This window comes from uncultured Sneathiella sp. (assembly GCF_963976355.1).
In the GTDB taxonomy this organism is placed as follows: Bacteria; Pseudomonadota; Alphaproteobacteria; order Sneathiellales; family Sneathiellaceae; genus Sneathiella.
Window position 1 is genome coordinate 170935 of sequence record NZ_CAXBKA010000002.1, and the last position, 24164, is coordinate 195098.

Genomic DNA, 24164 nt, shown 5'->3' on the forward strand with positions numbered 1-24164 from the left:
TGATGACATTTAACGCAACTGCGGCCAGGAGCAGCCTGCTCCGGACCGCGATGGTGCCGATGCTGGCGCTCGGGTTTGTCGCGGCCGATATCGCGCCGGTCAAGGCCGATCCGCCGCCCTGGGCGCCCGCCCATGGCTATCGCGACAAGCAGATGAAAAAAGGCAAGGGCAAGAAAAACAAGGGTTATTATGCCGCGCCGGTGGCCACGGTGCCCTTTGGCATTGATGTCGGCGAATGTAACCGCGAACTGCTGGGCAGTGTGCTCGGCGCGACGGTCGGCGGTGTCGCCGGATCGCAGATCGGCAAGGGCGATGGCAAGCTTGTCGCCGTCGCCGGGGGTACGATCATCGGCTATCTGCTCGGTGGGGCGATTGGCCGCAGCATGGACGAGGTCGATCAGAACTGCATCGGCCAGACCATGGAACATGCCGAAGATGGACAGCAAATCGTCTGGAACAACCCGCAGAACGGCGCCGAATATGAAATCAGCCCGGAACGCACCTATCAGCAGCAAAGCGGGGAATATTGCCGCGAATATACCGCCGAGGCGGACATCGACGGCAAGATCCAGAAAAGCTACGGTATCGCCTGCCGTCAGGTCGATGGCAGCTGGAAGCTGATGAACTGATCCATATCGCCCGGCAGCTTCCGGGCGGCGGGGCTGTTTTTCTGGTGGGCTTCTTGTCTTTGATTGCTATGATGGCAGAAAATAAAGAAGCCCCCGTCGGAAAAGGAACCCCGCATGAGCTACGAATTTATCTCGGTCACCACGGACGATCACATCACCCGGATCACCTTTGAGCGGCCGGAAGTGCTAAACGCCATCAATCCCGAGATGCATGCGGAGATGCAGCGCGCCCTCGATGCCTTCGCCGAGGATGCGGATCAGTATATCTGCGTGCTACGCGGGAGCGGCGGGCGCGCCTTCTGCGCGGGCAGCGACCTCAAGGCCATTGCCGCCAGCAAGGACCCCAAGGCGCGGGAATATCCCAAAAATGGGTATGCGGGCCTGATCGAGCGTTATGACCTCGCCAAGCCGGTAATCGCGGCGGTCGAGGGGATCGCCTATGGCGGCGGGTTCGAGATTGCGCTCGCCTGCGACCTGATCATCGCCACGGAAAATTCCCGCTTCGGCCTGCCCGAACCGCTGGTCGGCGCCGTCGCGCTTGGCGGCGGATTGCATCGGCTCGCCCGCCAGATCGGTCTCAAGAAGGCGATGGGGCTGATCCTGAGTTCCGACAATGTCGATGCGGAAGAGGGGGAGCGGCTGGGCTTCGTCAATGAGGTCGTCGCCCCTTATGCGATGGAGGAGGCGATTGACCGCTGGTGCCAGATGATCCTGCGCGCGAGCCCGCTTGCCATTCGCGCCTCCAAGGAGACGGTGATGCGCAGCCTCGACGAGCCCTCGCTCGCCGACGCGATCACCAACCAGAAAAGCTATCCCGCGTTCGAGACATTGATGAACTCGGAAGACCGTATAGAGGGCCCGCGCGCCTTCGCCGAGAAGCGCAAACCCGTCTGGAAGGGCCGCTAGGGCTCGCCGCCGATCCGCTCCCACAGCAGGTGATGCTCATAGGTATTGCCCGATGAGGTGGTCTCCGGCTTGGTCTTCAGGAGAACATTTTCTCCCTGCAGGACCACGGTCCGGATCAAAGGGTTGCCGATCCAGTAGGGCACGGTCGCGACATCGACGTCATGGATAACCTCATCCCCCTCGACGCGGAAATCACCGCCATAGGCGAGGCAGATGTCCGGGCTTGCCGCCGTGTCGCGCGGCTGCTCGGCGAAGTCGCGGCGCATCAGGAAGCCGCTCATCCGTCCTTCCGGCGAATAGATGATCTGGCCCTTCGCATCCTCGCCCATGGGATAGCCGACCGGCTCCCCGTTCTTGAGGCTTGTCCAGCTTTTCAGGCGCCATGTGCCGATCAGGTCGTCGCGGGTAATCATTGGATTTTTCCTTTTCTTGTTCTTATGTAATCTTCAAGGTAGCAGCTTGGCGCGGCCACTAAAAGCTGTAAAATCAGGGATCGAATCAGGGAAGGGAAATATGTTTAAAATCAGCAATATCGACCATATCGTGCTGCGGGTTAAGGATCTTGAGAAGATGATGGGCTTTTATCAGGAGGTGCTCGGCTGCCCTGTCGAGAAGGTGCAGGAAGGCATCGGCCTCTATCAGCTGCGCGCCGGGACGGCCCTGATCGACATCGTGCCCGTTGACGGCACGCTCGGCCAGATGGGCGGCGCGGCCCCGGGGAAGGAGGGGCGCAATCTCGATCATTTCTGCCTCCGGGTGGAGCCGTTCGACGAGGACGCGGTCCGCCGCCATCTCGCGCGCCACGGCATCGATGCGGGCGAACTCAAGAGCCGCTACGGCGCGGAGGGGCAGGGCCCGTCCTTCTATATCAATGATCCCGAAGGCAATGTGGTGGAGCTGAAAGGCCCGCCAGCCCCATGAGCAGGAAAAGAATATGGGCGGCGCTGGCGCTGCTGGCGCTGATCGGTGGCGGATATTACCTGCTGACGGCCGGGTCAGGCGGGGAGGGCGGCAGCGGTGCGCCGATGGTCTCCGTCACCGTGCCGGAACTGACGGCGGCGGCCCGGCTCGGCAAGGGCGCGTTCGATACCAACTGTGCCTCCTGCCACGGGGTCAATGCCGCCGGGCAGGACGGCGTCGCCCCGCCGCTGGTTCATAAAATCTACGAACCCGGCCATCATGGCGATGCCAGCTTCTGGCGCGCCGCGAAAACGGGCGTGCGGGCGCATCACTGGCCCTTCGGCGACATGCCGCCGGTGGAGGCGGTGACAGATGAGGATCTGGCTGCTATCGTTCTCTATATCCGTGAACTCCAGCGCGCCAATGGCATCAACTAGCGCCGCGCCGGGCGCGGCAATCGCAGTATCAGGCTATTGGGGGAAACAGACATGTGGAAAGTGATCTGGCTCAGCATCTATTTCGCCGTGCTGATCTGGTCGGCAATCGAGCCAAAGAGTTATTTCATCTGGATACTGGAGGTCGGCCCGGCCCTGATCGGCCTTACCATCCTCGTGCTGACCTATAAGAAATTCCCTTTAACGCCGCTGCTTTACACTCTCATCTTCATCCATTGCATCATCCTGATGGTGGGTGGGCATTACACCTATGCCGAGGTGCCGCTGTTCGATACCATCAAGCCGTGGTTCGGGTTCGAGCGGAAACCACTATGACCGCGTCGGCCATCTCGCGCAGGGTTTTATCCCTGCGATTATCGCCCGGGAAATCCTGATCCGGCGGGACGTTATCAGCGGGGCGAACTGGCGGAATTTTATCATCGTCTCCATCTGCCTCGCCTTCAGCGCCTTTTACGAGCTGATCGAATGGTGGGTGGCTGTCCTCACCGGTTCCGCCGCCGATGATTTTCTCGCGACGCAGGGCGATATCTGGGACACCCAGAGCGACATGGCCCTCGCCCTCACCGGTGCAATACTAGCGCTGTTGTTGCTCTCAAAACTGCATGACAGGCAATTGGCGAGGGTGGGGTGAGAACAATTAATCGCTGTAATTCGTATGAGCCTCTCTCATGTATGCAAGAATGTCTTTATAGGAGCAATCTAGCCCGGTCATTGTTATCGCTAAATCGCCGGGTACAGAATATTTGAAAAGCTTGTTAAGATATTCATTTTTCTTTTTCTCAGTCGTATTCAAGATTACGGCTGCAAATCGAATGGGAAATAACCCAAAAGTTCTGTATGGTCGTACAGTGAATAACTCAAAGTCTTTAATTTCAGACCAGGGAACTAACTTCCTTGACCAGTTGCGGCTATAAAGGCCTTCCTTACTAATTCTTAGTTGCACCCGCCGATCAAAAAGCCGGTAGACTGCATTTAAATAAAGCGCACTGCAGAAGAGAAATCCCAAAACGAATATCCAGCCTTTTTCCTGCGTTTCTATTCCTTTCGCCAAGCTGCCCCAAAAATCGGATATATCTATGTTCAAAAACAAAATGCTTGCTACGGCAAAAAATCCGGTGGCGAGCATCAGCAAAAGGGCCAACGTTCGATTATTTCGAATTTCGATTATTTCATCATCAGTTGACATCGTTAAAATCTCGGCGCAGCAGTTTCTATTTTTATAATTATAGAAAATTGAAAAATCAATTATTTAGAGCAGGTTACGATGACGGGAATAGCGGTCCGGTGGGGCAAAATCTGGTTAAGCTTGAGAAAGGTATTAGCTGCCGTACTTTTCATAAGCGGATTGAAAAGCAGCCAGAATTTCCTTGTTGGAACCTTCAAGAAGTGACGTCTGAATGAGTATCTCATCACTCGAGTTAAATCGGATCGGAAATTCAATTGCTCTGATAAATCTGAGGAAAAAGGGGACGCCTTTGTTTTTATACTTATTTGAATTCCGAACCTGCAATCGGACATATGGCGCATGGTGCTTTGAGGATGTTCCGGCATTAATTTCAACAACCTCCGACCACGGTATCGTCGTTTCGCTCCACCTTCTCCAATAAAAACCTTTTCTACTAATCCGAACCTGAACATGGCTATCGAGTAATGCGGGGACCGCAACAATAAATGCATATGAGACAAGGAACAGCGAAACGGGCATCAACCAGGATTTCGGTTCGATGCTTATCTTTATATAGGAACTCGTCCAGAAATCAGAGAAGTCGATATCTATGTTCCATAAGGTGATTATACAGAAACCGATAAGTGCTATAAACACCAATAGTTTGAGGCGCGGGCTGTAGCTGATTTCTGTAACGTCGCCATAAGTAATCATTTTGAAGATACCTACCCCAAGCCCCCAAACGCGTCCGCATAAATAACCTCGGCGGGGGCTGTTTTTTCGGTGCTTAGTTGCAAGGCCATAAAATATTCCCCGGCATAAATGCAGTCGAACGGCGCGGCGGTCTCAACGGAGAAGCCGAAGCGGGTGTAGTAGGCGGGCTCGCCGAGGACGAAGATAAGCGCGTCACCGCTCCGGCGAGCCTCCTCAATTGAGTGGCGGATCAGCGCGCCGCCGATGCCCTCTCCCTGCCGGTCCGGCGCGACAGAGACGGGCGCGAGGGCGAGGGCGTCTTTGGGGGATTTAAGGCGCGAGAGCGCGATATGACCGACGATCTCTCCGTCGTCCTCGGCAACCAGAGAGAGGGTGAGATCGCCCGCGAGGCGGAGCGCATCGACAAGCTCGGCCTCGTCCGCCTGTCCGAAGGCGGCGGTGATGATGTCGCGGATTTTTGCCGTATCCGCCGGGCGTTCCGCGCGAAGGGAGAGGCTCACGGGCTCAAGGGATTGCGGGCGTCGCTCAGCAGCTTGCCGCCGATGGCGATAAAGCAGGCCCCGGCCGTCCGCTCGATCCAGTGGCGGGCTTTCGCAAAGCGGGTCATCACCGGCCGACTCGACATGAACAGGCTGACGATCGTATACCAGAGGAGGGAGCTTGCGAAGACCAGCGCGATCATCAGGACGAGAAGCCAGACGGGCGTCTCCGCCGTTACCGCCGTCGCGAAGACGCTGGTGAACAGCACGACTGCCTTGGGGTTGGTGAGCGTGACCAGAAAGCCGAACAGGAAGGCGTTGCGGGTGGGTTTTCGCGCCGCCGGATCGATCTCCATCGCGTCCGGCTTTACGAACAAGAGCCGGATGCCGAGATAGATGAGGTAGCATGCGCCCGCGACCCTTACCGTCCAGGCCAGCCATTCATACTGCACAAGGATGGCCGAAAGGCCGAGCAGGCTGAGGCTCGCATACATCAGGAGGCCGAGCGAAACCCCGAGGGTGGTGAGCAGCCCGGCGCGCGTTCCGCCGGTCATGGAGGAGCGGACGACGCCGATGAAATCCGGCCCCGGCAGCATCAGCGCCGGAATGAAGATCCCGAAAACGGACAGCAAAATCAGTGTGACATCCATGACTATCCCCTCCGGTAGGTGGTTTTCCGGACCAGCTTGTCGTTCTTGAAGGTGAGAAGGTCGAGGCCGGTCATGCTCGCCTCCTTGTCCGCCCCTTCGCCCATATGCATATGCAGGACCCAGCTGTCCATCACCTTTCCGGCCTCGGCATCGATGAAGCGGTCCTCGCCCGCGAAGTTAATCTTGCCGAGCGCGCCGTTCAGCACAGGCTCGAACGCCTTGCGGATGGCCGCCAGCCCTTCATGGGACTTGCCGTAGGCATCTCGGTACACCGCGTCTTCGGCGAAGAAGGCCATCACCGCGTCGATATCCTGCCGGTTGAAGGCATCGACAAATCGGTCGGTCAGGGCGGAGAGGTGTTCGCGGCTGTTGGTCAGGGTCGTTGTCATGGCGGGTCTCCCGGGTTGTTTTCTCTATTAGAGCCCCATTAATTTCAAAAGGGCAAGCGTTAGCGGATCGTCGGGCTTCAGCAATCGCTCGGTAATCTCGAAATGGTTGTCATTGCCGGTTTCCAGATAGTCGGCGGGCAGCCCTGCGGCGCGGCATTTGTCGGCGAATTCCCTCGACTGTCGGTGGAAAGACGCGCTCTCTCCGCCGCCGACGGCGCAGATCACCGGACAATCTGCATAAAGCGTGAGGTTCTGCGGGCTGTTGGCGGCGGCATCCTCCGCGGTCAGGCGGATATCGACCTGCAGTTCCGTATGGCGGTGCGGCTCGATATCGAAGAGACCGCTCAAGGGCGCGGCGCCCTTCAGAAGATCGGACGGCAACCCCATGGCCGCCCAGTCCGTCGTCATCATCATGCCGGTCAGATGCCCGCCCGCCGAATGGCCGCAGACGTAAATCTTGTTCGCATCTCCGTTATACGCAGCGATATTGGCATGCACCCAGGCAAGCGCCGTTCGCATCTCGGTCACGATATCGGGGATTGACACCGCCGGGCAGAGATCATAGTTCGGCAGGACAACCGTGGCTCCGGCGGCGGTGAAAGTCTCGGCGATATCGCTGTAGAAACTCTTGTCGAGCGCGCGCCAGTAGCCGCCATGGATAAAGACGAAGACCGGGGCGCCGGGCTGGCCAGCGGGAAAGATGTCCAGCCGTTGCAGCGCCGTGTCGCCGTAAGGGATGTCGAGATTGCTCGCAAGACGTGTCCGCGCCTCGGCGCTCCTGGCGGCGGCAGCATCGAAATACTCCTGCATGTTGGGCACCGCCCGGCGCGGCAGATATTCGGTGTTCAGAAACGCGATCTCTTCCGGGGATTTCGGGGCGGTGTCTTGCATGATGTCCCTTCGGTTTTCGGCCCGGTTTGTCCCGGGGTCGTTTACGGCTCATTAACGCGGCCATGTTAGGGTCGTCGCTTGAATGACCATATTATCGGCTGACCCGTCCGGGGAAAAGGACAATTCTTGCCGATCAAGAAGGAAAGTAACATGCGTATCCGCTTTTCGCTCATCCTCGCCGGATTTCTTGCGCTGGCCCTTTCGCCTTTAGGTGGCGCCGGCGCGTCCGCCGGGGAAACCCGCCTGTTCCGCATCGGCACCGGCGGTGTCAGCGGCACCTATTATCCGGTCGGCCAGGGCGTCGCCCATGCCATCACCAATCCGACGGGCAAGGAGAACTGTGCGCCGATGCCCTGCGGGGTCGCCCATCTTCTTGCGGTTGCCCAGTCCGCCAACGGCTCTGTCTCCAATCTTGAGGATATCCGCGAAGGCCGCATCGAAAGCGGCTTTTCCCAATCCGATGTCGCCTTCTGGGCGCATACGGCCTCCGGCATTTACAAGGACGCCAAACCTTTCGAGGACATCCGCGCGATCGCCAGCCTTTACCGAGAGGATATTCACCTCGTGGCGCGCAAGAGCTCGGGCATTGGCACTATCAACGATCTTCGCGGCCGCCGTGTCTCGCTTGACGATCCCGGCTCCGGCACCATCGTCGCCGCCCGCATCATCCTGAAAGCCTATGGCCTGCAGGAAAGCGAGTTAAAGACGCAATATGTGAAGCCGTCGGATGCCCTCAAGAAGATGCGCGCCGGAGACCTTGATGCTTTCTTCGTCGTTGCGGGTACCCCGTCAAAGGCGATTGCGGATCTGAACGCCGAGGGTCTGGTCACGCTGATCCCGATTGACGGGCCCGTGGCCGCGCGGCTGTCCAAGGACAATCCCTTCTTTTCAAGGACAGCCATTCCCGCGGACAGCTATAACGGTATCGACCAGGTTCGCACGCTCGGCGTCGCCGCGCTCTGGCTGGTGCATAAAGACCAGAGCGAACAACTGGTGTATGAGATCACGAAGAAATTCTGGGAAAACCTGCCGAGTGTCCGCAAGCTCGGCATCCACCCGAAGCTGAACACGATCAATCTGAAATCCGCCTTTGCCTCGATGAGTGTGCCGTTGCATCCCGGGGCGCGGCGCTATTATGATGAGGTCCTGCCCGCGGTCGCCACCATTAACTCGACCCAGAACCCGAATTGAGCCGCATCTGATGACTGCCGACAAGCTGTACAGTTTCGCCTGGAAATGCCATCCCCGCAATCTGCTGAAGCGGCAGAATAACTATATTGTCGCTATTTTGCTGCTGACGTTGTTTGTTATCGGCACGGTTCGCTATGTCCAGGTGACATTGTCCAGTATCGAGGAATCCATTCCGCTCAAGGTGGTGGAGGATTCGCAGGCCATGGCCTCCATCCTCTATGACATTCACGAGGTGTCCCATGCCATCGCCATTGCCCGGCTTCAGACCGGCGCGGAACGCGAAAAGATTCTCGATGTCGCCCGGAACCGGCTCGATCATGTCCGCGTTCTTCTGAACGAGAAGCGCGTGCAGTACGGCTTTGACAACCTGATCGGGACAGCGGCCATTTACGGCGTTCTCGGCCCGGCGCTTCATGATATGCGGGAGTGGCTTCGGGATGGTATTGGCGGGTTACCGCCAACGAATAATGTTGTTCTCGCAACGGCTCATGGCCGGGCGGAGGAGGCGTTGCTGAAGGCGGAGGAGCTGAACGCCCTGTCAAACGATACAGCAACCAGCCTGCTGCGGGAGCAGGCAAACCAGGTCGATATCTTTCGTGATGCCGTGTTGCTGGTCCTGCTGGGCCTTGCCGGGCTTGCCGCCGTCCTGATCTATTATATCTATAACCGCCGCGCGTCCGAAATCGCGCTGGAACAAAGCGAACTCAAGCACCGCCGGATCTATGAAAATGCGACGGAAGGCATTTTTCAGGTGTATGCCGACGGCAGCCTGATGGATGTCAACCCGGCGCTCGCCGCCCTTCTTGGCTATGCGTCGCCGGAGGATATGAAACAATCAGTCTCGACGCTGACGGCGGATGTTTATGACAATCCCGACGTGGCGCTCAAGCATTTCATGCTGCTCTGCAAAAAGCAGTATCTGATCGACGAGATCTATCAGTGGAAGCGCAAAGACGGCACCATGACCTGGGCAGCGATCAATGCCCATGGCGTCTTCGATGATCACGGAAAGCTACTCTATCTTGAAGGTACGCTGACGGACATGAACGACCGTGTGCGCGGCGAGGTCAACTTGCGCAAGGCGAAGGAGATGGCGGAGCTTGCCAACCGCGCCAAGTCTGAGTTCCTCGCCAATATGAGCCATGAACTCCGCACGCCGCTCAATGCCATCATCGGCTTTTCCGAACTGCTGACCTCCGAGGCGTTCGGCAGTCTCGGCCATCCGAACTACAAGGAATATTCATCGGATATTCACGGTGCCGGGCGGCATTTGCTCGGTCTGATCAACGATGTGCTCGACGTCGCCAAGATCGAGGCCGGACAACTCCAGCTTTCCGAGCGGAAAATCGATCTCTCTGCGGTCATCCAGTCCTGCTTCCGGATGCTGTCCGTGCGCGCGCTGGAGGCCGGGGTCGCGCTGGTCGCCGAGGTGCCGGAGAAACTGCCGGTCTTTCTGGGTGATGAAACCCGGATCAAGCAGATCATCGTCAACCTCGTCTCCAATGCGGTGAAATTCACCAACAAGGGCGGTTCCGTCACCGTAAATATCTCAGTTCGCGACGATAACGGCCTCGATATCCGGGTGACCGATACCGGCATCGGGATTGCCGCCGATGACATTCCGAGGGTGCTTGACCGCTTCGGTCAGGTGCAGACCTCCTACGCCCGCAATAACGAGGGCACCGGCCTTGGCCTGACGCTGGTCCAGATGCTCGCCGATGTTCATGGCTCGACCTTTACGCTGGAAAGCGAGGTTGATGTCGGGACCGTCTGCACCCTGCATTTCCCGCCCGAGCGCACTATGCGCATGGCCGAGGCGAGCTAAACCGCGCCGTCAGCCGCCGAGGGTGGCAAGCAGGGGTTTCAGCACATCCGATTGAACTAGCGCGAAGCCGACGACAATCAGCATCAGCGCCGCCAGCGAGATATTGATCATCCGCATGATCCGGGGCGAGGTGACCAGCCGCCGCAGGAGATCGCCGCCATAGCACCAGAGCGAGTTGAACGGCAGGCTGACGATCAGGAAAATTGCTATGATAACAATGGCTTGGGTTGCATAGCTGTCCTCGGGCGAGATGAACTGCGAATAGGCCGCAACGATGGTCACCCAGGCCTTCGGATTGAGCGGATGCAGGACGATCCCGGAGAGGAATCCCGGTTGCTCCGTCGCCGTTGCCAGCTGCGGGTTCGCCATCGCCACCCGCCAGGCAAGATACAGGATGTACAAAAGCGACGCGCCGAGGAAGACAAGCTGCAGGACTGGGGAGGTCGTAAACAGCGTGCCAAGCCCCAGCGCCGTCGCAATGCAGACCAGCAGAAATCCCGAAATGCTTCCGACCAGGAAGGGGAAAGACCGCCGGTAACCGAAGTTCGCGCCGGAGGCCATCAGAAGCATATTCACCGGTCCCGGAGAGCCGACCATCGAAATGGCAAACAACGTTACCAAAGCCATCTTTCCGTAGTCCATTTTGGGTGTTCCTGCAGGCTGCAAAAGAGTATTAAGACAATTTACATTGTATCAATATTGTTATAATAATGTCTCCGTCAAATGCTATATTGTCACTGTGACAATATAATTCCGGAGCAGACGGGAGCGGACATGAAGAAATCCGAGAGGATCGTTGCGGACTTTATCGAGCTGGTCAAAGACGGCCGGATGGAGCCCGGCGACAAGCTGCCGACCCATCGTGATCTCGCCTTCGAATATCAATGTTCCGTCGGCACCGCCAGCCGCGCCTATGCGGAGCTGGAACGGCGTGGCTATTGCTACGGCCGGGTCGGGCAGGGGACGTTCGTCTATGGCACACCCGGCGATGATGCCGCCGTTGGCCGCGGCGCCTTTTTTCCCGAGGAAAGCTGGAAAGAGGGGGCGAGCGATCTCACCGATTTGTCGAAGAATAGCTATTTCCATATCGAGACCGAGGACCGGTTGCGCGATGCGGCGCAGCGGCTGCTCCGGCGGAACGAGCCGGATGCCTATTTTTTCTACTCCGACAGCCGCGGCCGGCCGTTTGACCGCGAGGTGGCGGCGCGCTGGCTGTCGAGCCTGATCCGCTATGTCGAGACCGACAACATTATCCTCACCCAGGGCGCCCAGTCGGGGCTGTATCTGACCATGGCAACCCTGGCGAGCCCCGGGGAGACGGTGGCGACGGAAGCATTTGGATATCCCGGCATCCGCGCGGCGGCCTATGAGCTGGATTTGCGCATCGCGCCGATTGCCATGGACGCGGAAGGAATGATCCCGGCGGCGTTCGAGGAAACCTGCCGCCGCGGCAAGGTGCGCCTGCTGATCACGGTGCCGACCAATCACAACCCCACCGGCGCGACCCAGCCGCTGGAACGGCGCGAGGAGATTATCGGGATTGCCCGCCGCCATGGCGTGCTGATCGTCGAGGACAGCGCCTATGCGCCGCTGCATAACCGTCGGATTCCCGCCTATTACGATCTGGCGCCGGACATCACGCTTTACCTCGCGACCTTTTCCAAGGTGATGAGCCCGGCGCTCCGGCTCGGCTATCTGATCGCGCCGGAAAATCTGGTGCCGCGGCTGGCCACCAAGATGACGACGATCAACTGGATGACCTCCCCGATCATCCTCGATATCGCGAATTTTCTGGTGCAGTCGGGGCAGGTGTCGGCGCAGGCGGATCTGCTGACCGAGGTCTGCCTCCGGCGGGAGCGGGCAGCGCGCAAGATACTGGGCCCGTGGCTTGAAACGCCGCCGACCCCGGATGATTCGCCGCTCGCCCATCTCTGGCTGCGCCTGCCGGAGGGGCAGGAGATGTCGGATTTCGTCTCCTCCGCCCGGCGCGAGAATATCATCGTTGTCGCCGGGGATACCTTCGCCATGCATAAGACTGTTGCGGCCCGGCATATCCGCCTCTGCCTGATGGCGGAGCCGCATGAGGGCCGGGTTCTTCGCGCGCTGGAGCGGCTGGCGACCCTGCTCTCGCAGGAAAATTCCCCGATTATGGTGACCTGAGGGCCTGGGTTCAGGCGGCGTCCTGATTCTTTGGGCGGCTCGGGCGGGTCAGGATAAAGCCCGCGCCGATGCCCATCAAGAGCAGCATGGCGGTAATCCCGTACCAGGGCGTGCTGGAGAAGATAATGACCAACGTCGCGCTGATCGCCATGGTGCCGATGGCGACGATTTTGGCCCGCAAGGGGATCACGCCGTAGCGGGACCAGTCCTGAAGCGGCGGGCCGAAAACCCGGTGGTTATAGAGCCAGTCGTGAAACCGTTCGGAGCTTTGCGAAAACGCCCAGAGGGAGATCAGCAGGAACGGCGTCGTCGGCAACACCGGCAGGAACAGGCCGATAGTGCCGAGGGCGACAAAAAACCAGCCGATCAGCAGCAGCAAAATTTTCTTCGTCTGTTGCCTCATCAAACGGGCTTTCTCTCGCAAATCAGGGGTCTTGACGCCGGTTCTCGCATACTTTCATGAAATAGGGTGGAAAAAATGACCGGAGAAGGGAAATAATCCCCAATGTTTTGAGATTGTTGCAAATTGCCGGGGCGTTTTTGACCGCTGCCCATAATCTCACCGCTTGTAAGTCACCCGTCTTGGACATATGCTATGACAAGAGGTGCCCGGCACAGAGAAGAACAACGAACAGGCCAGAGAATGAATGGCTGGCGGTAGACGGTTCCTCTGATAAATTGATCCCGGGGCGCGGGAGAACAAGAATGAATGATCTGGTTGCCATCAGCCTGGATGACAAATATGAACTGGAGCGCGGTCAGGTGTTTATCACGGGGACGCAGGCGCTCGTCCGTATTCCGATTATGCAGCGTCAGCGCGATGCCGCCGCCGGTCTGAAAACCGGCGGTTTTATCTCGGGCTATCGCGGCTCGCCGCTCGGTCTGTATGACCAGACCCTGTGGAAGGCGAAGCCGTTCCTGAAAAACAACGATATCCATTTCCAGCCGGGCGTGAACGAGGATCTGGCCGCGACCAGCATCTGGGGCACGCAGCAGCTTCCCATGTTCGGCAAGACTGATTTCGATGGCGTCTTCGGCATCTGGTATGGCAAGGGGCCGGGCGTTGACCGCTCCGGCGACGTGTTCAAGCATGGCAATATGGCGGGCACCTCGCCGAATGGCGGCGTTCTCGTCCTGATGGGCGACGACCATATGGCGAAATCCTCGACGGTTGCGCATCAGAGCGAACAGGCGCTGGCGGCGGCGATGATTCCCATCCTCAACCCGGCCACCGTGCAGGAATATCTCGACTACGGCCTCTACGGCATTGCCCTGTCCCGCTACAGCGGCGCCTGGGTCGGCATGAAATGCCTGACCGATACGGTCGAAAGCTCGGCCACCGCCTATGTCGGGCCGGACCGGGTGGAAATTGTCATCCCCGACGATATCGAGCCGCCCGCCGATGGCGTGCATATCCGCTGGCCCGATAACAGCCTCGCGCAGGAAACCCGCCTGATGCGGCACAAGATCCCAATGGTCAAGGCTTTCGTGCGGGCCAACAAGCTCGATAAAATCACAACCGATTCAAGTGAGCGTCGCTTTGGCATCGTCACCACGGGTAAGTCCTGGCTGGATGTGGAGCAGGCGCTCGGTGATCTCGGCATCCATGAGAAGGAGATCGAGGAAATCGGCCTCTCCATCTACAAGGTCGCCTGTCCCTGGCCGCTGGAGCCGGAAGGGCTTGTCGAATTTGCCGTCGGGCTGGATGAAATCCTCGTCATTGAGGAAAAGCGCAGCCTGATCGAGGATCAGATCGCGAAAATCCTCTACGGGATGGAAGCGCATCCGATGCTGGTCGGCAAGGAGGATGAGGAGGGGGAAATGCTGCTGCCCTCCGACGGGGAACTGACCCCGGCGATGGTGGCGCGGGCGATTGCCTCCCGTCTCAAGCTCCGCGATCTGTCCGACAGCGTGATGGAAGGCATCAGTATCGCCGAGGCCCGCGAGAGCGGCAATGACATGCCCGCCGCGCCGGTGACGCGCTCGCCCTGGTTCTGCTCGGGCTGTCCACATAATTCCTCCACCAACGTGCCGGAGGGGAGCCGCGCCATGGCCGGGATCGGCTGTCACACCATGGCGGTCTATATGCCCAACCGGCGGACCCAGACCTATACCCATATGGGGGCGGAGGGAGCCAACTGGATCGGTCAGTCGCCCTTCACCAACGAAAAGCATATCTTCCAGAACCTCGGCGACGGCACCTATTACCATTCGGGCCTCCTCGCCATCCGCGCGGCCTGTGCGGCGAATGTGAATATCACCTACAAGATCCTGTTTAACGATGCCGTCGCCATGACCGGCGGCCAGCCCTTCGACGGACCCTTGTCACCTTGGCTGATCAGCCAGCAGGTGCATGCGGAAGGGGTGAAGCAGGTGGTCGTTGTGACGGACGAGCCCGACAAATACGCCAGCGATACCAAATGGGCACCGGGCACGAAGATTTATCACCGTGATGATCTCGACAAGGTGCAGCGCGAACTCCGGGAGGTCGAGGGCGTGACGGCGCTGATCTATGACCAGACCTGCGCCGCCGAGAAACGCCGCCGCCGCAAGCGCGGCACGTTCCCTGATCCTGCGAAACGCGCCTTCATCAACGAGCTGGTCTGCGAGGGCTGCGGCGATTGTGGCGTGGTATCGAACTGCGTGTCGGTGAAACCGTTGGAAACCGAGTTCGGCCGCAAGCGGACAATCGACCAGTCAAGCTGCAACAAGGATTTCTCTTGCGTGAAGGGTTTCTGCCCGAGCTTTGTCACCGTCGAGGGCGGTGGCCTCAGGAAGCCCGAGAAGAAGGAAGTCACCTCCAGCGAGATCGATATGATGAACCCGGCAGCGGGCCTGCCCGAACCCGAAGTTCCGGCCATCGACGGCACCTACAACATTCTGGTGACCGGCATCGGCGGCACCGGCGTGATCACCGTCGGCGCGCTGCTCGGCATGGCTGCGCATGTGGAAGGGAAGGGCGCCTCGATCCTCGATCAGACGGGCCTTGCCCAGAAGAACGGCGCCGTCATGAGCCATGTGCGTCTTGCCAAATCCGCTGGCGATCTTGCGGGCACCCGGATCCCGAGCCGCCAGACCGATGTGGTCGTCGGCTGTGACCTGGTGGTGGCCGCCAGCAAGGAGGCGCTGCAGACCTATGACCTCGGTCGCACCAAGGCGATCATCAATGACTATGTGGTGCCCGTCGCCGCCTTCACGCTGACCCCGGACCTTGCCATGGACCGGGACAGCCTGACCGGTTTGTTGAGCGAAAGCCTCGGCCGGGAGCAGGCGGAGTTCATCGACAGCACGACGCTGGCCACCGCGCTGATGGGCGATTCCATCGCCGCCAACCTGTTCCTGCTCGGCTTCGCTTTCCAGCGCGGCACCATTCCGCTGTCCCTCAAATCCATCGAGACGGCGATCGAACTCAACGGCATCGCGGTGGACGCCAACAAGCGGAGTTTCGCCTGGGGCCGCAAGGCCGCCGCCAGCCAGAGCGAGGTCGAGAAAATCGCCCTGCCCGACGCCCCGGCGGATGTGGTAGAGATTGAAACCCTCGATAAGATCATCGAGAAGCGCGCGGACTTCCTGAAAGACTATCAAAACGGCCGCTATGCGAAGCGTTACCTGAAGCTCATCGAGGCCATCGGCAAGGCGGAGAGCGCCGCCGCGCCCGGCTCCACCGCCCTGACCGAGGCGGTTGCGCGCTACTATTTCAAGCTGATGGCCTATAAGGATGAATATGAGGTTGCGCGGCTCTATACGGACGGCAAGTTCAAAAAGAAGCTGAATGATCAGTTCGAAGGCGACTTCAAGCTCAAGTTCCATCTCGCGCCGCCGATTTTCGCGAAAAAGCACCCGGAAACCGGCCATCTGGTCAAGCAGGAATTTGGCCCCTGGATGATGAAGGCGTTCGGCCTGCTGGCGAAGTTCAAGGCCTTGCGCGGAACCCCGCTCGATCCTTTCGGCAAGACGGAGGAACGCAAAGCCGAGCGGGCGCTGATCAGTGAATATGCCGACACCATGACGGATATCGCCGGCAAGCTGACCCGGGAAAACCTGCCGCTTGCCATCGAGATTGCCTCGGTTCCCGAACATATCCGCGGCTTCGGCCATGTGAAGGAGCGGCATCTCAAGACCGCGAAGGCGGAACGCGAGAGCTTGCTCGACCGCTTCGAGAAAGGCGATGTCGAGCCGCTCGCGGCGGAATAATACGCCATGTCGCACGAACACACCGCCGATCTTCTTCGCAGCGCGCTTGGCTCTCGCACCGGGATCAGCGAGAAGAAGATGTTCGGCGGCGTCTGCTTTCTGCTGAACGGCAATATGCTCTGCGGCACCGGGGAGGATCGCTTCATGTTCCGCGTCGGCAAGGAGAACGAGGCCGAGGCGCTGGAGATGCCCGGCGCCGAACCGATGGTCCATGGTGGCCGCCGGATGGGCGGCTTCGTCTGGGTCGATGCCGGCGAAGCGATCGAGACCGGGCTGGAGCGCTGGACGGCGCTGGCGCTCCGCTTTGTCGGCAGCCTGCCGCCGAAGTAACGCGATCAGGCAGATTTCAGCTTGTCATACGCGGGCGGGAGCGGAACGTTCCGCCTCTTTGCCTCTGCTTCGAGGGCGGCCAGCGCCATATCCCGCGATTGAGCGAAGCTTTCAACCGGATTACCCATCGCCATGGATATCCGTTCCAGCCCGATGGCGGCGATCTGCAGATCTTCGACCTCCGGCGCATCTTCATGGATCATGACCTCGCCAATCTCTATAAAGCCGGGAAGCGTATGGTGCAGCTCCTGCTGCATTGCGTCGGGATCTTCAGCGTAATGCATGGATACGGAATGGTAGGGGTTCACATGTGGATGACCCTTCGGGGAGAAAAAACCTGAACCGTCTCCGGCGGCCAATGCGGCCTTCCTGTCGCGGATTACAAACTGGGAGGCTTCAATTCCGAACGGCTCCAGATGCGGCAGATAGGGAGTGAAAAAATCAGTCGATACGAAGGCCAGCCGGGCGGGATCGAGTTCAAGGTGATTGACAAGGTAATCCAGCATTGTCCGCAGGCCCATGGCGGAAGGGAACGGGCCTTTCAAATTGATGGCCAGAATATGAAAATAGGGAAGAACATCCGGACGGTCATCGATGTTTATATCTTCCATGCGAATACATCTTTGTAAAATAACGGTTTTCCCGTCCTGAAGGCCGCCCGGCGCGCTCTCGTCATAGCGCACGCCATCGTTAAAGCTATCGCCGGTGATGAGATCAAGCGATGGCACTTGCCGATAGTCACGCGCCTTGAAAAAGGCAATGACGTTCTGCACGTCGGGATTGAGGGAGCCCGCCTCAGCCTTAGCGAGAAAAGGTAAAAAAAGCGGCAGACCCGCCATCCAGGAACCGAGTGCCAAAAAATCCCGACGTGTTGGTTTCATTTTCCAATACTCCATGTTTGAGGGCTCAGCCGAAAGGATGTTTTCTCTGTCGATACAGTCAAATACTACTTAAATACGTATTTCACGACGATACTTTTACGATAGACGGGTTCTTGTTTCAAGACCCATGGAAGACGGCGCCTTATCCATTGACCACATCTTGCCCGCGCGGTAGTAGGAAATATCTGATTGTTATCAAGGTGTGTTACATGGCTGAAATCGCCGGGCTTGTCTTTCCTCTTTTCGGGCTGATCCTGCTCGGCTATCTCGCGGCGCGCATCACAAAGCAGCCGACCGAGGCCATGGGCTGGCTCAACACCTTCATCATCTATGTCGCGCTGCCCTGCCTGTTCTTCAAGCTCTTGTCAAAAACGCCCATTGAAAAGCTGACGAGCTGGGAATTCATCACCACCAATATCTCGACCACCTTCGTGATTTTCCTCGCCGTCTACGCCATTGCCCGGCTGGTGGTGAAGGCGACCTCGCCCGAGGCGACCATCCAGGGCCTCGCGGGCGCCTATGGCAATATCGGCTATATGGGGCCGGGGATCGCGCTGCTCACCTTCGGGGAGGAGGCTGCTGTCCCCCTCGCGCTTATCTTCTGTTTCGAGAATGTGCTGCATTTCATCGTCGCCCCGACCATGATGGCGCTCTCCGGCGGGAAGGAACGGCATGTCGGCGCCCTGATGGCCCAGATCGCCAAAAAAGTCTTCCTGCATCCCTTTATCATCGCCACCATCGTCGGTGTCGCCGCGGCGATCGTCGGGTTCACGCCGCCGCTGCCGATCGAGCGGCTGATCGACTATCTGGCGCAGGCCGCGGCTCCTTGCGCGCTCTTCGCCATGGGGGTGACGCTGGCGCTCCGGCCCCTGAAGCGCATACCGGGGGAGCTTTCCTTCATCATCCCCTTCAACCTCGTGGTGCATCCGGTCGCCATGTATCTAAGTTTAAGCTTCTTTGGCGATTTCGATCCGCTCTGGGTCTATACGGCGGTGTTGCTCGCAGCCTTGCCGACCGCGACAAATGTTTTCGTTATCGCCCAGCAATATGGCGTCTGGGTCGAGCGCGCCTCCGCCACCATCCTGCTCACCACCATGATCTCCGTCGTCACCGTGACGCTTTTATTGTATGCGATGACAACCGGCCTGATGCCCGCGGATTTATTTGTGGGGTGAATGCATTAACTCTTAGTGCTACTATTAGGTTTGTTTCTAATAGGAATAACTAAAAATGTGGGAAAATATATGGGGTTGTGTTCTGCCAATACTCAGTTTCATTTGGTGCCTTTTAAATAGTAATTTTATTACTGCGCTTGCTGGTGCATTTGCCGGTGCAATAGCTGCATATCTTATTGCTAAAAGACGTCAACGGTCAGAGCAGATTCTTCAGGAAATTCGCAATACAAATGTCGCTATAGCAATCGCTTTCGACATAACTAATAGCTTTATTTCAATCAAGAAGGAACAAACTGCGCCGCTAATGACGGATTATGAAAATAGCAAGGCGAGTTACAATGAATTCTTGGAACGCAAAAGAAGAAATGAAATTCCTGAAACCGCTATTTTTTCACCCAATATCAATTTAATTGACATAGATATTCCTAATATTCCCATTGAAACTCTTCATAATTTAATTACGGATAGAATTTCAAGTATAGAGAGAGTGATACGTGCAGTTACGGTTCTACAAAGAAGTTATATAAGTTTTGAGAAAGCTGTATCTCAAAGAGAATATTTAAAGAAAGATATTTTGGCGGCGCATGAGGACGGTACTTTTAATGACCTTGCCGCTATATATTATGCTCAAAAAACTCAAGATGGACGCATAAATACTACCTATCCTGACGCAATGAGAAATATATCCATATGTGTAGATGATTGTATTTACTTTTCTAATTTAATAGGTAGGGATCTCCATGAATATGGTTGCGAGTTAGCAAAAAAGTATGGCCGAAAATCTCCTAAGATAAGTCGGATCCAGGACTTTCCTGAAGACCTGATGCCTAATCATAGTGAATATCATGAGTGGAACGAATTTTTTAAAAACGATGAAAATTCAAACAACAATAAAAGCATTTTAGACCGTTTAAAATTCTGAAAGCGCTCATCACAGCAATTGCGTATCCCTCGTCTCTTCGCTAAAAGGGGCGCAGCGGAAAATTTGTGGATCAGGAGCGGAAATCCCCATGGCGTCTTATCAGTATATTTATGTGATGAATGGTCTGTCGAAGACCTATCCGGGCGGCAAGCAGGTGTTGAAGGACATCCGGCTTTCCTTCTTTCCCGGCGCGAAGATCGGCGTGCTTGGCCTGAACGGCGCGGGTAAGTCGACGCTGCTCAAAATCATGGCGGGGATCGAGACCGAGTTCACCGGCGAGGCCTGGGCCGCCGACGGGGTCAAGGTCGGCTATCTCGCGCAGGAGCCGGAGCTGGATGCGGCGAAGGACGTGCTCGGCAATGTCATGGACGGGGTGGGTGAGAAGAAGGCGCTGCTCGATAAATTCAACGAGGTGTCGGCCCGCTTCGCCGAGGAGCTGACCGACGATGAGATGAACGACCTGATCGCGGAGCAGGGGGAGCTGCAGGAGCAGATCGACGCGCAGAACCTCTGGGACCTCGACCGTGAGGTGGAGATCGCCATGGATGCGCTCCGCTGTCCGCCGGGGGACGCCGATGTCACCAAGCTTTCCGGTGGGGAGCGCCGCCGCGTTGCGCTCTGCCGTCTGCTGCTCTCGCAGCCCGATATGCTGCTGCTCGACGAGCCGACCAACCATCTCGATGCCGAGAGCGTCGCCTGGCTGGAACGCTTCCTCCATGACTATAGCGGCACCGTGGTGGCCGTCACCCATGACCGCTACTTCCTCGATAATGTGGCGGGCTGGATTCTGGAGCTTGATCGCGGCCATGGCATCCCGTGGGAGGGCAACTATTCCAGCTGGCTGGAGCAGAAGGAAAAGCGCCTCGCCCAGGAAGGGAAATCAGAGGATGCGCGGCGGAAGACGCTGGATCGGGAGCTCGAATGGATCCGGCAGGGACCGAAGGGCCGCCAGTCGAAATCGAAGGCGCGTATCAGCGCCTATGAGAACCTGCTGGCCGAGCAGAATTCGAAGCAGGCCGACAATATGCAGATTTACATCCCGGCGGGGCCGCGGCTCGGCGATCTGGTGGTCGAGGCCGATCACATCTCCAAGGCGTTCGGCGACAAGCTGCTGATCGACGATCTGAGCTTTAAACTTCCGGCGGGGGCGATTGTCGGCGTGATCGGGCCGAACGGCGCCGGTAAGACGACGCTGTTCAAGCTGCTGACCGGGCAGGAGGAACCCGATGGCGGCAGCTTCAAGGTCGGCCCGACGGTCAAGCTCGGCTATGTCGATCAGGACCGTGACACGCTCGATCCCAACAAGAATGTCTGGGAGGAAATCTCCGAGGGGAACGAGGTGATCGAGCTTGGCAAGAAGGAGATTAACAGCCGCGCCTATGTCTCGGGCTTCAACTTCAAGGGCGCCGATCAGCAGAAGAAGGTCGGGCAGCTTTCCGGCGGGGAGCGCAACCGCGTCAACCTCGCGAAGATGCTGAAATCAGGCTCAAACTTCCTGCTGCTCGACGAGCCGACAAACGACCTCGATGTCGATACGCTCCGCGCGCTGGAGGAGGCCTTGCTGCAGTTCGCGGGCTGCGCCGTGGTCATCAGCCATGACCGCTGGTTCCTCGACCGCGTCGCCACCCATATGCTCGCCTATGAGGGCGACAGCCATGTCGAATGGTTCGAAGGCAACTTCGAGGCCTATGAGGAAGACAAGAAGAAACGCCTCGGCAAGGAGGCCACCGAACCCCACCGCATCAAATACAAGCCGATCAAGCGGTAAGATTTCTGCGTCTGCCTGCGGGACTTTTTAATTGTTTAAAATATATATTTGTACTAGATTGGCGGGTATTGAGGCAGCGGCAGGGACGCAGGGTGAACAAAGTTGACGCGGAACGGCGGTCACGCCGGATCAGGGCTTTTCGTGACGAACTGTCCGAGCTGGAGACGGAAGGTATTCTCCACCTCCCGGCGGAAGATGTAAGCCGCGTCACCGCCTATCATGACGATCTGCTGTCCCGCTTTTCTGCGGCGTTCGATACGAACCTCAACGACGGGGAGGCGCATCTGTCCTGGGGAATGCGCCTTGTGTCCGGCCTCGGCGCGGTGGCCCTCTCCCTCGCGGTCTTCCTATTTTTCAATCACTACTGGGATGCCTTTTCAACGCCGCTTCAGGTGACGCTGGCCACCCTTGCGCCGTTTCTCGGCTGGGCGGTGACCGAACTGGTGGCCCGCCTGTTCAGGACCAGCTATTTCACGGAGCTGGCGGCGCTGGTGACGATTGCCTGCTTCGTTCTCAATCTTCATCTTCTAGCTGAGATTTATAATATAACTCCTTCACCTGGGGCGTTTTTTTCCTGGGGAATTTTTGCCTTACTTCTGGCTATCCGGCACGGGCTAGACCTGGTCCTTGGCCTCGGCCTTGCCAGTCTCGCCGTCTTTATCGGGGCGTCGCTCACGGGCTTTATTGGGTTATACTGGCTGCAGGAATTTATTGCGGAATTCTATTTCGCGGGATTTGCCCTGTTCCTGCTCGCGCCCGTAGTGCTGCGGGTCTCGTGGGTCCGGGACAACCGACTTATTTTCTTCCTTGTGGGGATGCTGGGTCTTTTCCTGCTGCTACTCTCCCTCGCCATCGGGGTGCCGGACAGCGTACTGCCGTTCAGCACAGAGATGCAGAAATGGATCTATCTCGTTGTCGCTCTTGTCATCGGGTCGGGCGCGCTTGCGCTTTCGGTGCGCGCAGGCTGGGTGGTTGGGGCCTGTCTCGCTGCTTGTTTCCTCATCCTGTTCCTGTTATTCAAATATTTCGACTGGTTCTGGGATAAATGGCCGGCCTATATCTTCTTCCTCATCCTCGGGCTGCTGGCCGTCCTGGTGATCCTGGTCTTGCGAAAACTGCGGCTGATGGGCCGACGGGAGGCTGGCAATGCGGGGTAAGTTTCTTCTGCCGCTTCTCGTAATGATCTTTGCCAATGTCTGGCTGTTCGGCGATGTCTGGTGGAACAGGAGCGGGACGCTGACCGGGGAAATCACCTTCGATGATTGCCATCTCATAGGACCTGACAGCCACTATCTGCACAAGGAGGGGCGGTATTTCACCCTGAACATTCCCTCCCCGCCGATACTGGACGGCAAGGTTATGGCGGATACCGCGGGTTATGGAAGGCGGAAACAGGCCCGCACGGCCTATCTCCTGATCGAGCAGGGCGGTCCGGTCTTTGAGGAACACCGCGCCCGGCTGGCGGAAGAGCGTAAAGACTGGTCGGGGAGTGGGAAAGTCATCGGTCCGAACGACCTTGTTTTTGCGGATAGCGCCGCCGAGGTGGCCGATCTGAAGACGCCCGATCCGGACAGCACAGGCCATGCAATCGTGAAGGGGTATGTGCGCCTTCATGAAAACGGGCAGGGGAAGGAATATTTTTTCCGGGAACTCGCCCGCTCCAGCATCGCCATTCACAGTGACTATCGCGATATTTTCAAGGAAATATACGCGCGCGATAAACCGGCGGGAGTTACCTATCCCTCTGCTTCCCCCGACTCCTGTACGCTGGAATACCGGATCACTCTTAGCTTCGGTGCACGGTATGAACCCTGGATCAGCCGCGTCGAGCGCCTTTAGGCGAGAGCGCAGCTACTCCGCTGAAGTTACATCCCCTGCTCGGACATGGCCCGCTGGACGGCTTTGCGGTCCATCATGCGGGCGCGGTGGTCGGCGAGGGTGGGGTAGTCCTCAACGGCGAGGCCGTCGCTCTCCATCCAGCGACCGACCGTGAAGAGATAGGCGTCGGCGACGCTGTAGTCCGCGCCCATGACCCAGGGGCCTTCGAACATCTTGTCCTCGATCAGGTGAAGGCAGTCATTCATATTGCTTTTCACCTTGCGCCTCATCGCCTCGATCGCGGCGGTGTCCGTCTCCTCCACCCAGCGGAGCCCGCGCATGCGATGGGCATGGTTGACATGCACGGTGGCGCACAGATAGTTATTGAAGGACTGCATCTCGGCGAGGCGGTAGATATCATCGAGCGGCGCCAGCCGGGCATCCGGAAAGGACTGCGCGATAAAGAGAAGGATCGCCGGTGTCTCCGTCAGGATGCCCCGATCCGTGACCAGCGCGGGCACCCGGCCCTTGGGGTTGACGGCGAGATAGTCGGGCTTCGTCTGCGCCGCGTTCGCGAAATCAACCTGGATGGCCTCATAATCGGCACCGGTCTCGGCAAGGGAGATATGCGAGGCGAGGGCGACGGTTCCGGGCGAGAAGAAAAGTTTGAACATTTGTGATCCTTCAATTTATTTTTGCCGAGCTTACCCGGTAATTTCAGG

At 58.1% G+C, this 24164-nt stretch carries 27 protein-coding genes; 16 read left to right on the forward strand and 11 right to left on the reverse strand.

The window, feature by feature from the left end:
- Positions 1–2 precede the first annotated feature (2 nt).
- Together AAC599_RS04500 and AAC599_RS04505 are read left to right on the forward strand one after the other, a co-directional pair.
- On the forward strand, positions 3–629 hold the full coding sequence (locus AAC599_RS04500) for an RT0821/Lpp0805 family surface protein (protein WP_340149208.1): 627 nt from the start codon (positions 3–5) through the stop codon (positions 627–629).
- Between the two features lie 114 nt (positions 630–743).
- Complete coding sequence (locus AAC599_RS04505) at positions 744–1535, forward strand: enoyl-CoA hydratase-related protein (RefSeq protein ID WP_340149209.1); 792 nt, start codon at positions 744–746, stop codon at positions 1533–1535.
- On the opposite strand, the gene AAC599_RS04510 is transcribed toward AAC599_RS04505, so the two are convergent.
- Positions 1532–1948: a lipocalin-like domain-containing protein gene (locus AAC599_RS04510; RefSeq protein WP_340149210.1), complete on the reverse strand. Its 417-nt coding sequence runs from the start codon at positions 1946–1948 to the stop codon at positions 1532–1534. The two genes, AAC599_RS04505 and AAC599_RS04510, sit on opposite strands and share 4 nt — an antisense overlap.
- A gap of 46 nt (positions 1949–1994) precedes the next feature.
- On the opposite strand from AAC599_RS04510, the gene AAC599_RS04515 reads away from it, so the two are divergent.
- From AAC599_RS04515 to AAC599_RS04530, 4 genes are read left to right on the forward strand one after another with little or no spacing between them, the layout of a single operon-like run.
- Positions 1995–2456: a VOC family protein gene (locus tag AAC599_RS04515; protein ID WP_340149211.1), complete on the forward strand. Its 462-nt coding sequence runs from the start codon at positions 1995–1997 to the stop codon at positions 2454–2456.
- A complete protein-coding gene (locus AAC599_RS04520) occupies positions 2453–2872 on the forward strand; it encodes a cytochrome c (protein ID WP_340149212.1) in 420 nt (139 codons plus the stop codon). The genes AAC599_RS04515 and AAC599_RS04520 overlap by 4 nt, the downstream gene beginning before the upstream one ends.
- A gap of 51 nt (positions 2873–2923) precedes the next feature.
- On the forward strand, positions 2924–3205 hold the full coding sequence (locus AAC599_RS04525; RefSeq protein ID WP_340149213.1) for a DUF2238 domain-containing protein: 282 nt from the start codon (positions 2924–2926) through the stop codon (positions 3203–3205).
- Entirely contained in the window at positions 3141–3521 is a 381-nt protein-coding gene (locus tag AAC599_RS04530; RefSeq protein ID WP_340149214.1) for a DUF2238 domain-containing protein, read from the forward strand. Before AAC599_RS04525 ends, AAC599_RS04530 begins: the two co-directional genes overlap by 65 nt.
- A 6-nt stretch (positions 3522–3527) precedes the next feature.
- Here AAC599_RS04530 and AAC599_RS04535 read toward each other — a convergent pair whose 3' ends face one another.
- From AAC599_RS04535 to AAC599_RS04560, 6 genes are all read right to left on the reverse strand, one after another.
- Positions 3528–4076, reverse strand: a complete 549-nt coding sequence (locus tag AAC599_RS04535) for an STM3941 family protein (protein ID WP_340149215.1) — start codon at positions 4074–4076, stop codon at positions 3528–3530.
- 132 nt (positions 4077–4208) lie between these two features.
- Positions 4209–4769, reverse strand: a complete 561-nt coding sequence (locus tag AAC599_RS04540; protein WP_340149216.1) for a hypothetical protein — start codon at positions 4767–4769, stop codon at positions 4209–4211.
- A gap of 11 nt (positions 4770–4780) precedes the next feature.
- Positions 4781–5269: an N-acetyltransferase gene (locus AAC599_RS04545; RefSeq protein WP_340149217.1), complete on the reverse strand. Its 489-nt coding sequence runs from the start codon at positions 5267–5269 to the stop codon at positions 4781–4783.
- Positions 5266–5898, reverse strand: coding sequence for a LysE family transporter (locus tag AAC599_RS04550; RefSeq protein WP_340149218.1), 633 nt, complete (start codon positions 5896–5898; stop codon positions 5266–5268). Before AAC599_RS04550 ends, AAC599_RS04545 begins: the two co-directional genes overlap by 4 nt.
- A 2-nt stretch (positions 5899–5900) precedes the next feature.
- Positions 5901–6287 (reverse strand): nuclear transport factor 2 family protein, encoded by a 387-nt coding sequence (locus AAC599_RS04555; protein WP_340149219.1) that lies wholly within the window; start codon positions 6285–6287, stop codon positions 5901–5903.
- 27 nt (positions 6288–6314) lie between these two features.
- Complete coding sequence (locus AAC599_RS04560) at positions 6315–7178, reverse strand: alpha/beta hydrolase (protein WP_340149220.1); 864 nt, start codon at positions 7176–7178, stop codon at positions 6315–6317.
- Positions 7179–7328: 150 nt separating this feature from the next.
- Here AAC599_RS04560 and AAC599_RS04565 point away from each other — a divergent pair, with 150 nt between their 5' ends.
- The gene (locus AAC599_RS04565; RefSeq protein ID WP_340149221.1) at positions 7329–8369 is read left to right on the forward strand and encodes a TAXI family TRAP transporter solute-binding subunit; all 1041 of its coding nucleotides are present in this window, start codon (positions 7329–7331) and stop codon (positions 8367–8369) included.
- Positions 8370–8379: 10 nt separating this feature from the next.
- The gene (locus AAC599_RS04570) at positions 8380–10194 is read left to right on the forward strand and encodes an ATP-binding protein (RefSeq protein ID WP_340149222.1); all 1815 of its coding nucleotides are present in this window, start codon (positions 8380–8382) and stop codon (positions 10192–10194) included.
- Between the two features lie 9 nt (positions 10195–10203).
- Here AAC599_RS04570 and AAC599_RS04575 read toward each other — a convergent pair whose 3' ends face one another.
- Positions 10204–10836: a LysE family translocator gene (locus tag AAC599_RS04575; RefSeq protein ID WP_340149223.1), complete on the reverse strand. Its 633-nt coding sequence runs from the start codon at positions 10834–10836 to the stop codon at positions 10204–10206.
- Between the two features lie 132 nt (positions 10837–10968).
- Between AAC599_RS04575 and AAC599_RS04580 the strand changes: the two genes are divergently transcribed.
- Positions 10969–12354 carry a PLP-dependent aminotransferase family protein gene (locus AAC599_RS04580; RefSeq protein ID WP_340149224.1) on the forward strand — a complete coding sequence of 462 codons (1386 nt, stop codon included), beginning with the start codon at positions 10969–10971 and terminating at the stop codon, positions 12352–12354.
- A 10-nt stretch (positions 12355–12364) separates the two neighbouring features.
- Here the strand turns inward: AAC599_RS04580 and AAC599_RS04585 are convergent, their stop codons facing one another.
- Positions 12365–12757 (reverse strand): YbaN family protein, encoded by a 393-nt coding sequence (locus AAC599_RS04585; RefSeq protein WP_340149225.1) that lies wholly within the window; start codon positions 12755–12757, stop codon positions 12365–12367.
- A gap of 302 nt (positions 12758–13059) precedes the next feature.
- On the opposite strand from AAC599_RS04585, the gene AAC599_RS04590 reads away from it, so the two are divergent.
- Both AAC599_RS04590 and AAC599_RS04595 read left to right on the forward strand, forming a co-directional pair.
- Positions 13060–16548 (forward strand): indolepyruvate ferredoxin oxidoreductase family protein, encoded by a 3489-nt coding sequence (locus AAC599_RS04590; RefSeq protein ID WP_340149226.1) that lies wholly within the window; start codon positions 13060–13062, stop codon positions 16546–16548.
- Positions 16549–16554: 6 nt separating this feature from the next.
- Positions 16555–16878: a TfoX/Sxy family protein gene (locus tag AAC599_RS04595; protein ID WP_340149227.1), complete on the forward strand. Its 324-nt coding sequence runs from the start codon at positions 16555–16557 to the stop codon at positions 16876–16878.
- Positions 16879–16883: 5 nt separating this feature from the next.
- Here AAC599_RS04595 and AAC599_RS04600 read toward each other — a convergent pair whose 3' ends face one another.
- On the reverse strand, positions 16884–17759 hold the full coding sequence (locus tag AAC599_RS04600; RefSeq protein ID WP_340149228.1) for a hypothetical protein: 876 nt from the start codon (positions 17757–17759) through the stop codon (positions 16884–16886).
- 209 nt (positions 17760–17968) lie between these two features.
- Here AAC599_RS04600 and AAC599_RS04605 point away from each other — a divergent pair, with 209 nt between their 5' ends.
- The 5 genes from AAC599_RS04605 (at position 17969) to AAC599_RS04625 (ending at position 23463) form a co-directional block, all read left to right on the forward strand.
- Entirely contained in the window at positions 17969–18934 is a 966-nt protein-coding gene (locus AAC599_RS04605) for an AEC family transporter (RefSeq protein WP_340149229.1), read from the forward strand.
- A gap of 55 nt (positions 18935–18989) precedes the next feature.
- Positions 18990–19856 carry a hypothetical protein gene (locus AAC599_RS04610; protein WP_340149230.1) on the forward strand — a complete coding sequence of 289 codons (867 nt, stop codon included), beginning with the start codon at positions 18990–18992 and terminating at the stop codon, positions 19854–19856.
- An 88-nt stretch (positions 19857–19944) separates the two neighbouring features.
- Positions 19945–21624: an energy-dependent translational throttle protein EttA gene (gene ettA / locus AAC599_RS04615; protein ID WP_340149231.1), complete on the forward strand. Its 1680-nt coding sequence runs from the start codon at positions 19945–19947 to the stop codon at positions 21622–21624.
- A 92-nt stretch (positions 21625–21716) separates the two neighbouring features.
- Positions 21717–22781 carry a DUF2157 domain-containing protein gene (locus tag AAC599_RS04620; protein ID WP_340149232.1) on the forward strand — a complete coding sequence of 355 codons (1065 nt, stop codon included), beginning with the start codon at positions 21717–21719 and terminating at the stop codon, positions 22779–22781.
- Positions 22771–23463, forward strand: coding sequence for a hypothetical protein (locus tag AAC599_RS04625; RefSeq protein ID WP_340149233.1), 693 nt, complete (start codon positions 22771–22773; stop codon positions 23461–23463). The genes AAC599_RS04620 and AAC599_RS04625 overlap by 11 nt, the downstream gene beginning before the upstream one ends.
- A gap of 26 nt (positions 23464–23489) precedes the next feature.
- On the opposite strand, the gene AAC599_RS04630 is transcribed toward AAC599_RS04625, so the two are convergent.
- A complete protein-coding gene (locus AAC599_RS04630) occupies positions 23490–24116 on the reverse strand; it encodes a glutathione S-transferase N-terminal domain-containing protein (protein ID WP_340149234.1) in 627 nt (208 codons plus the stop codon).
- Positions 24117–24164 lie beyond the last annotated feature (48 nt).

Bases quoted from the DNA above. Each gene is read 5' to 3' on its own strand.
- AAC599_RS04500 (WP_340149208.1), top strand. From the start codon at position 3: ATGACATTTAACGCAACTGCGGCCAGGAGCAGCCTGCTCCGGACCGCG.
- AAC599_RS04505 (WP_340149209.1), top strand. From the start codon at position 744: ATGAGCTACGAATTTATCTCGGTCACCACGGACGATCACATCACCCGG.
- AAC599_RS04510 (WP_340149210.1), bottom strand. From the start codon at position 1,948: ATGATTACCCGCGACGACCTGATCGGCACATGGCGCCTGAAAAGCTGG.
- AAC599_RS04520 (WP_340149212.1), top strand. From the start codon at position 2,453: ATGAGCAGGAAAAGAATATGGGCGGCGCTGGCGCTGCTGGCGCTGATC.
- AAC599_RS04525 (WP_340149213.1), top strand. From the start codon at position 2,924: ATGTGGAAAGTGATCTGGCTCAGCATCTATTTCGCCGTGCTGATCTGG.
- AAC599_RS04530 (WP_340149214.1), top strand. From the start codon at position 3,141: ATGCCGAGGTGCCGCTGTTCGATACCATCAAGCCGTGGTTCGGGTTCG.
- AAC599_RS04535 (WP_340149215.1), bottom strand. From the start codon at position 4,076: ATGTCAACTGATGATGAAATAATCGAAATTCGAAATAATCGAACGTTG.
- AAC599_RS04540 (WP_340149216.1), bottom strand. From the start codon at position 4,769: ATGATTACTTATGGCGACGTTACAGAAATCAGCTACAGCCCGCGCCTC.
- AAC599_RS04550 (WP_340149218.1), bottom strand. From the start codon at position 5,898: ATGGATGTCACACTGATTTTGCTGTCCGTTTTCGGGATCTTCATTCCG.
- AAC599_RS04555 (WP_340149219.1), bottom strand. From the start codon at position 6,287: ATGACAACGACCCTGACCAACAGCCGCGAACACCTCTCCGCCCTGACC.
- AAC599_RS04560 (WP_340149220.1), bottom strand. From the start codon at position 7,178: ATGCAAGACACCGCCCCGAAATCCCCGGAAGAGATCGCGTTTCTGAAC.
- AAC599_RS04565 (WP_340149221.1), top strand. From the start codon at position 7,329: ATGCGTATCCGCTTTTCGCTCATCCTCGCCGGATTTCTTGCGCTGGCC.
- AAC599_RS04570 (WP_340149222.1), top strand. From the start codon at position 8,380: ATGACTGCCGACAAGCTGTACAGTTTCGCCTGGAAATGCCATCCCCGC.
- AAC599_RS04575 (WP_340149223.1), bottom strand. From the start codon at position 10,836: ATGGACTACGGAAAGATGGCTTTGGTAACGTTGTTTGCCATTTCGATG.
- AAC599_RS04580 (WP_340149224.1), top strand. From the start codon at position 10,969: ATGAAGAAATCCGAGAGGATCGTTGCGGACTTTATCGAGCTGGTCAAA.
- AAC599_RS04585 (WP_340149225.1), bottom strand. From the start codon at position 12,757: ATGAGGCAACAGACGAAGAAAATTTTGCTGCTGCTGATCGGCTGGTTT.
- AAC599_RS04590 (WP_340149226.1), top strand. From the start codon at position 13,060: ATGAATGATCTGGTTGCCATCAGCCTGGATGACAAATATGAACTGGAG.
- AAC599_RS04595 (WP_340149227.1), top strand. From the start codon at position 16,555: ATGTCGCACGAACACACCGCCGATCTTCTTCGCAGCGCGCTTGGCTCT.
- AAC599_RS04600 (WP_340149228.1), bottom strand. From the start codon at position 17,759: ATGAAACCAACACGTCGGGATTTTTTGGCACTCGGTTCCTGGATGGCG.
- AAC599_RS04605 (WP_340149229.1), top strand. From the start codon at position 17,969: ATGGCTGAAATCGCCGGGCTTGTCTTTCCTCTTTTCGGGCTGATCCTG.
- AAC599_RS04610 (WP_340149230.1), top strand. From the start codon at position 18,990: ATGTGGGAAAATATATGGGGTTGTGTTCTGCCAATACTCAGTTTCATT.
- ettA (WP_340149231.1), top strand. From the start codon at position 19,945: ATGGCGTCTTATCAGTATATTTATGTGATGAATGGTCTGTCGAAGACC.
- AAC599_RS04625 (WP_340149233.1), top strand. From the start codon at position 22,771: ATGCGGGGTAAGTTTCTTCTGCCGCTTCTCGTAATGATCTTTGCCAAT.
- AAC599_RS04630 (WP_340149234.1), bottom strand. From the start codon at position 24,116: ATGTTCAAACTTTTCTTCTCGCCCGGAACCGTCGCCCTCGCCTCGCAT.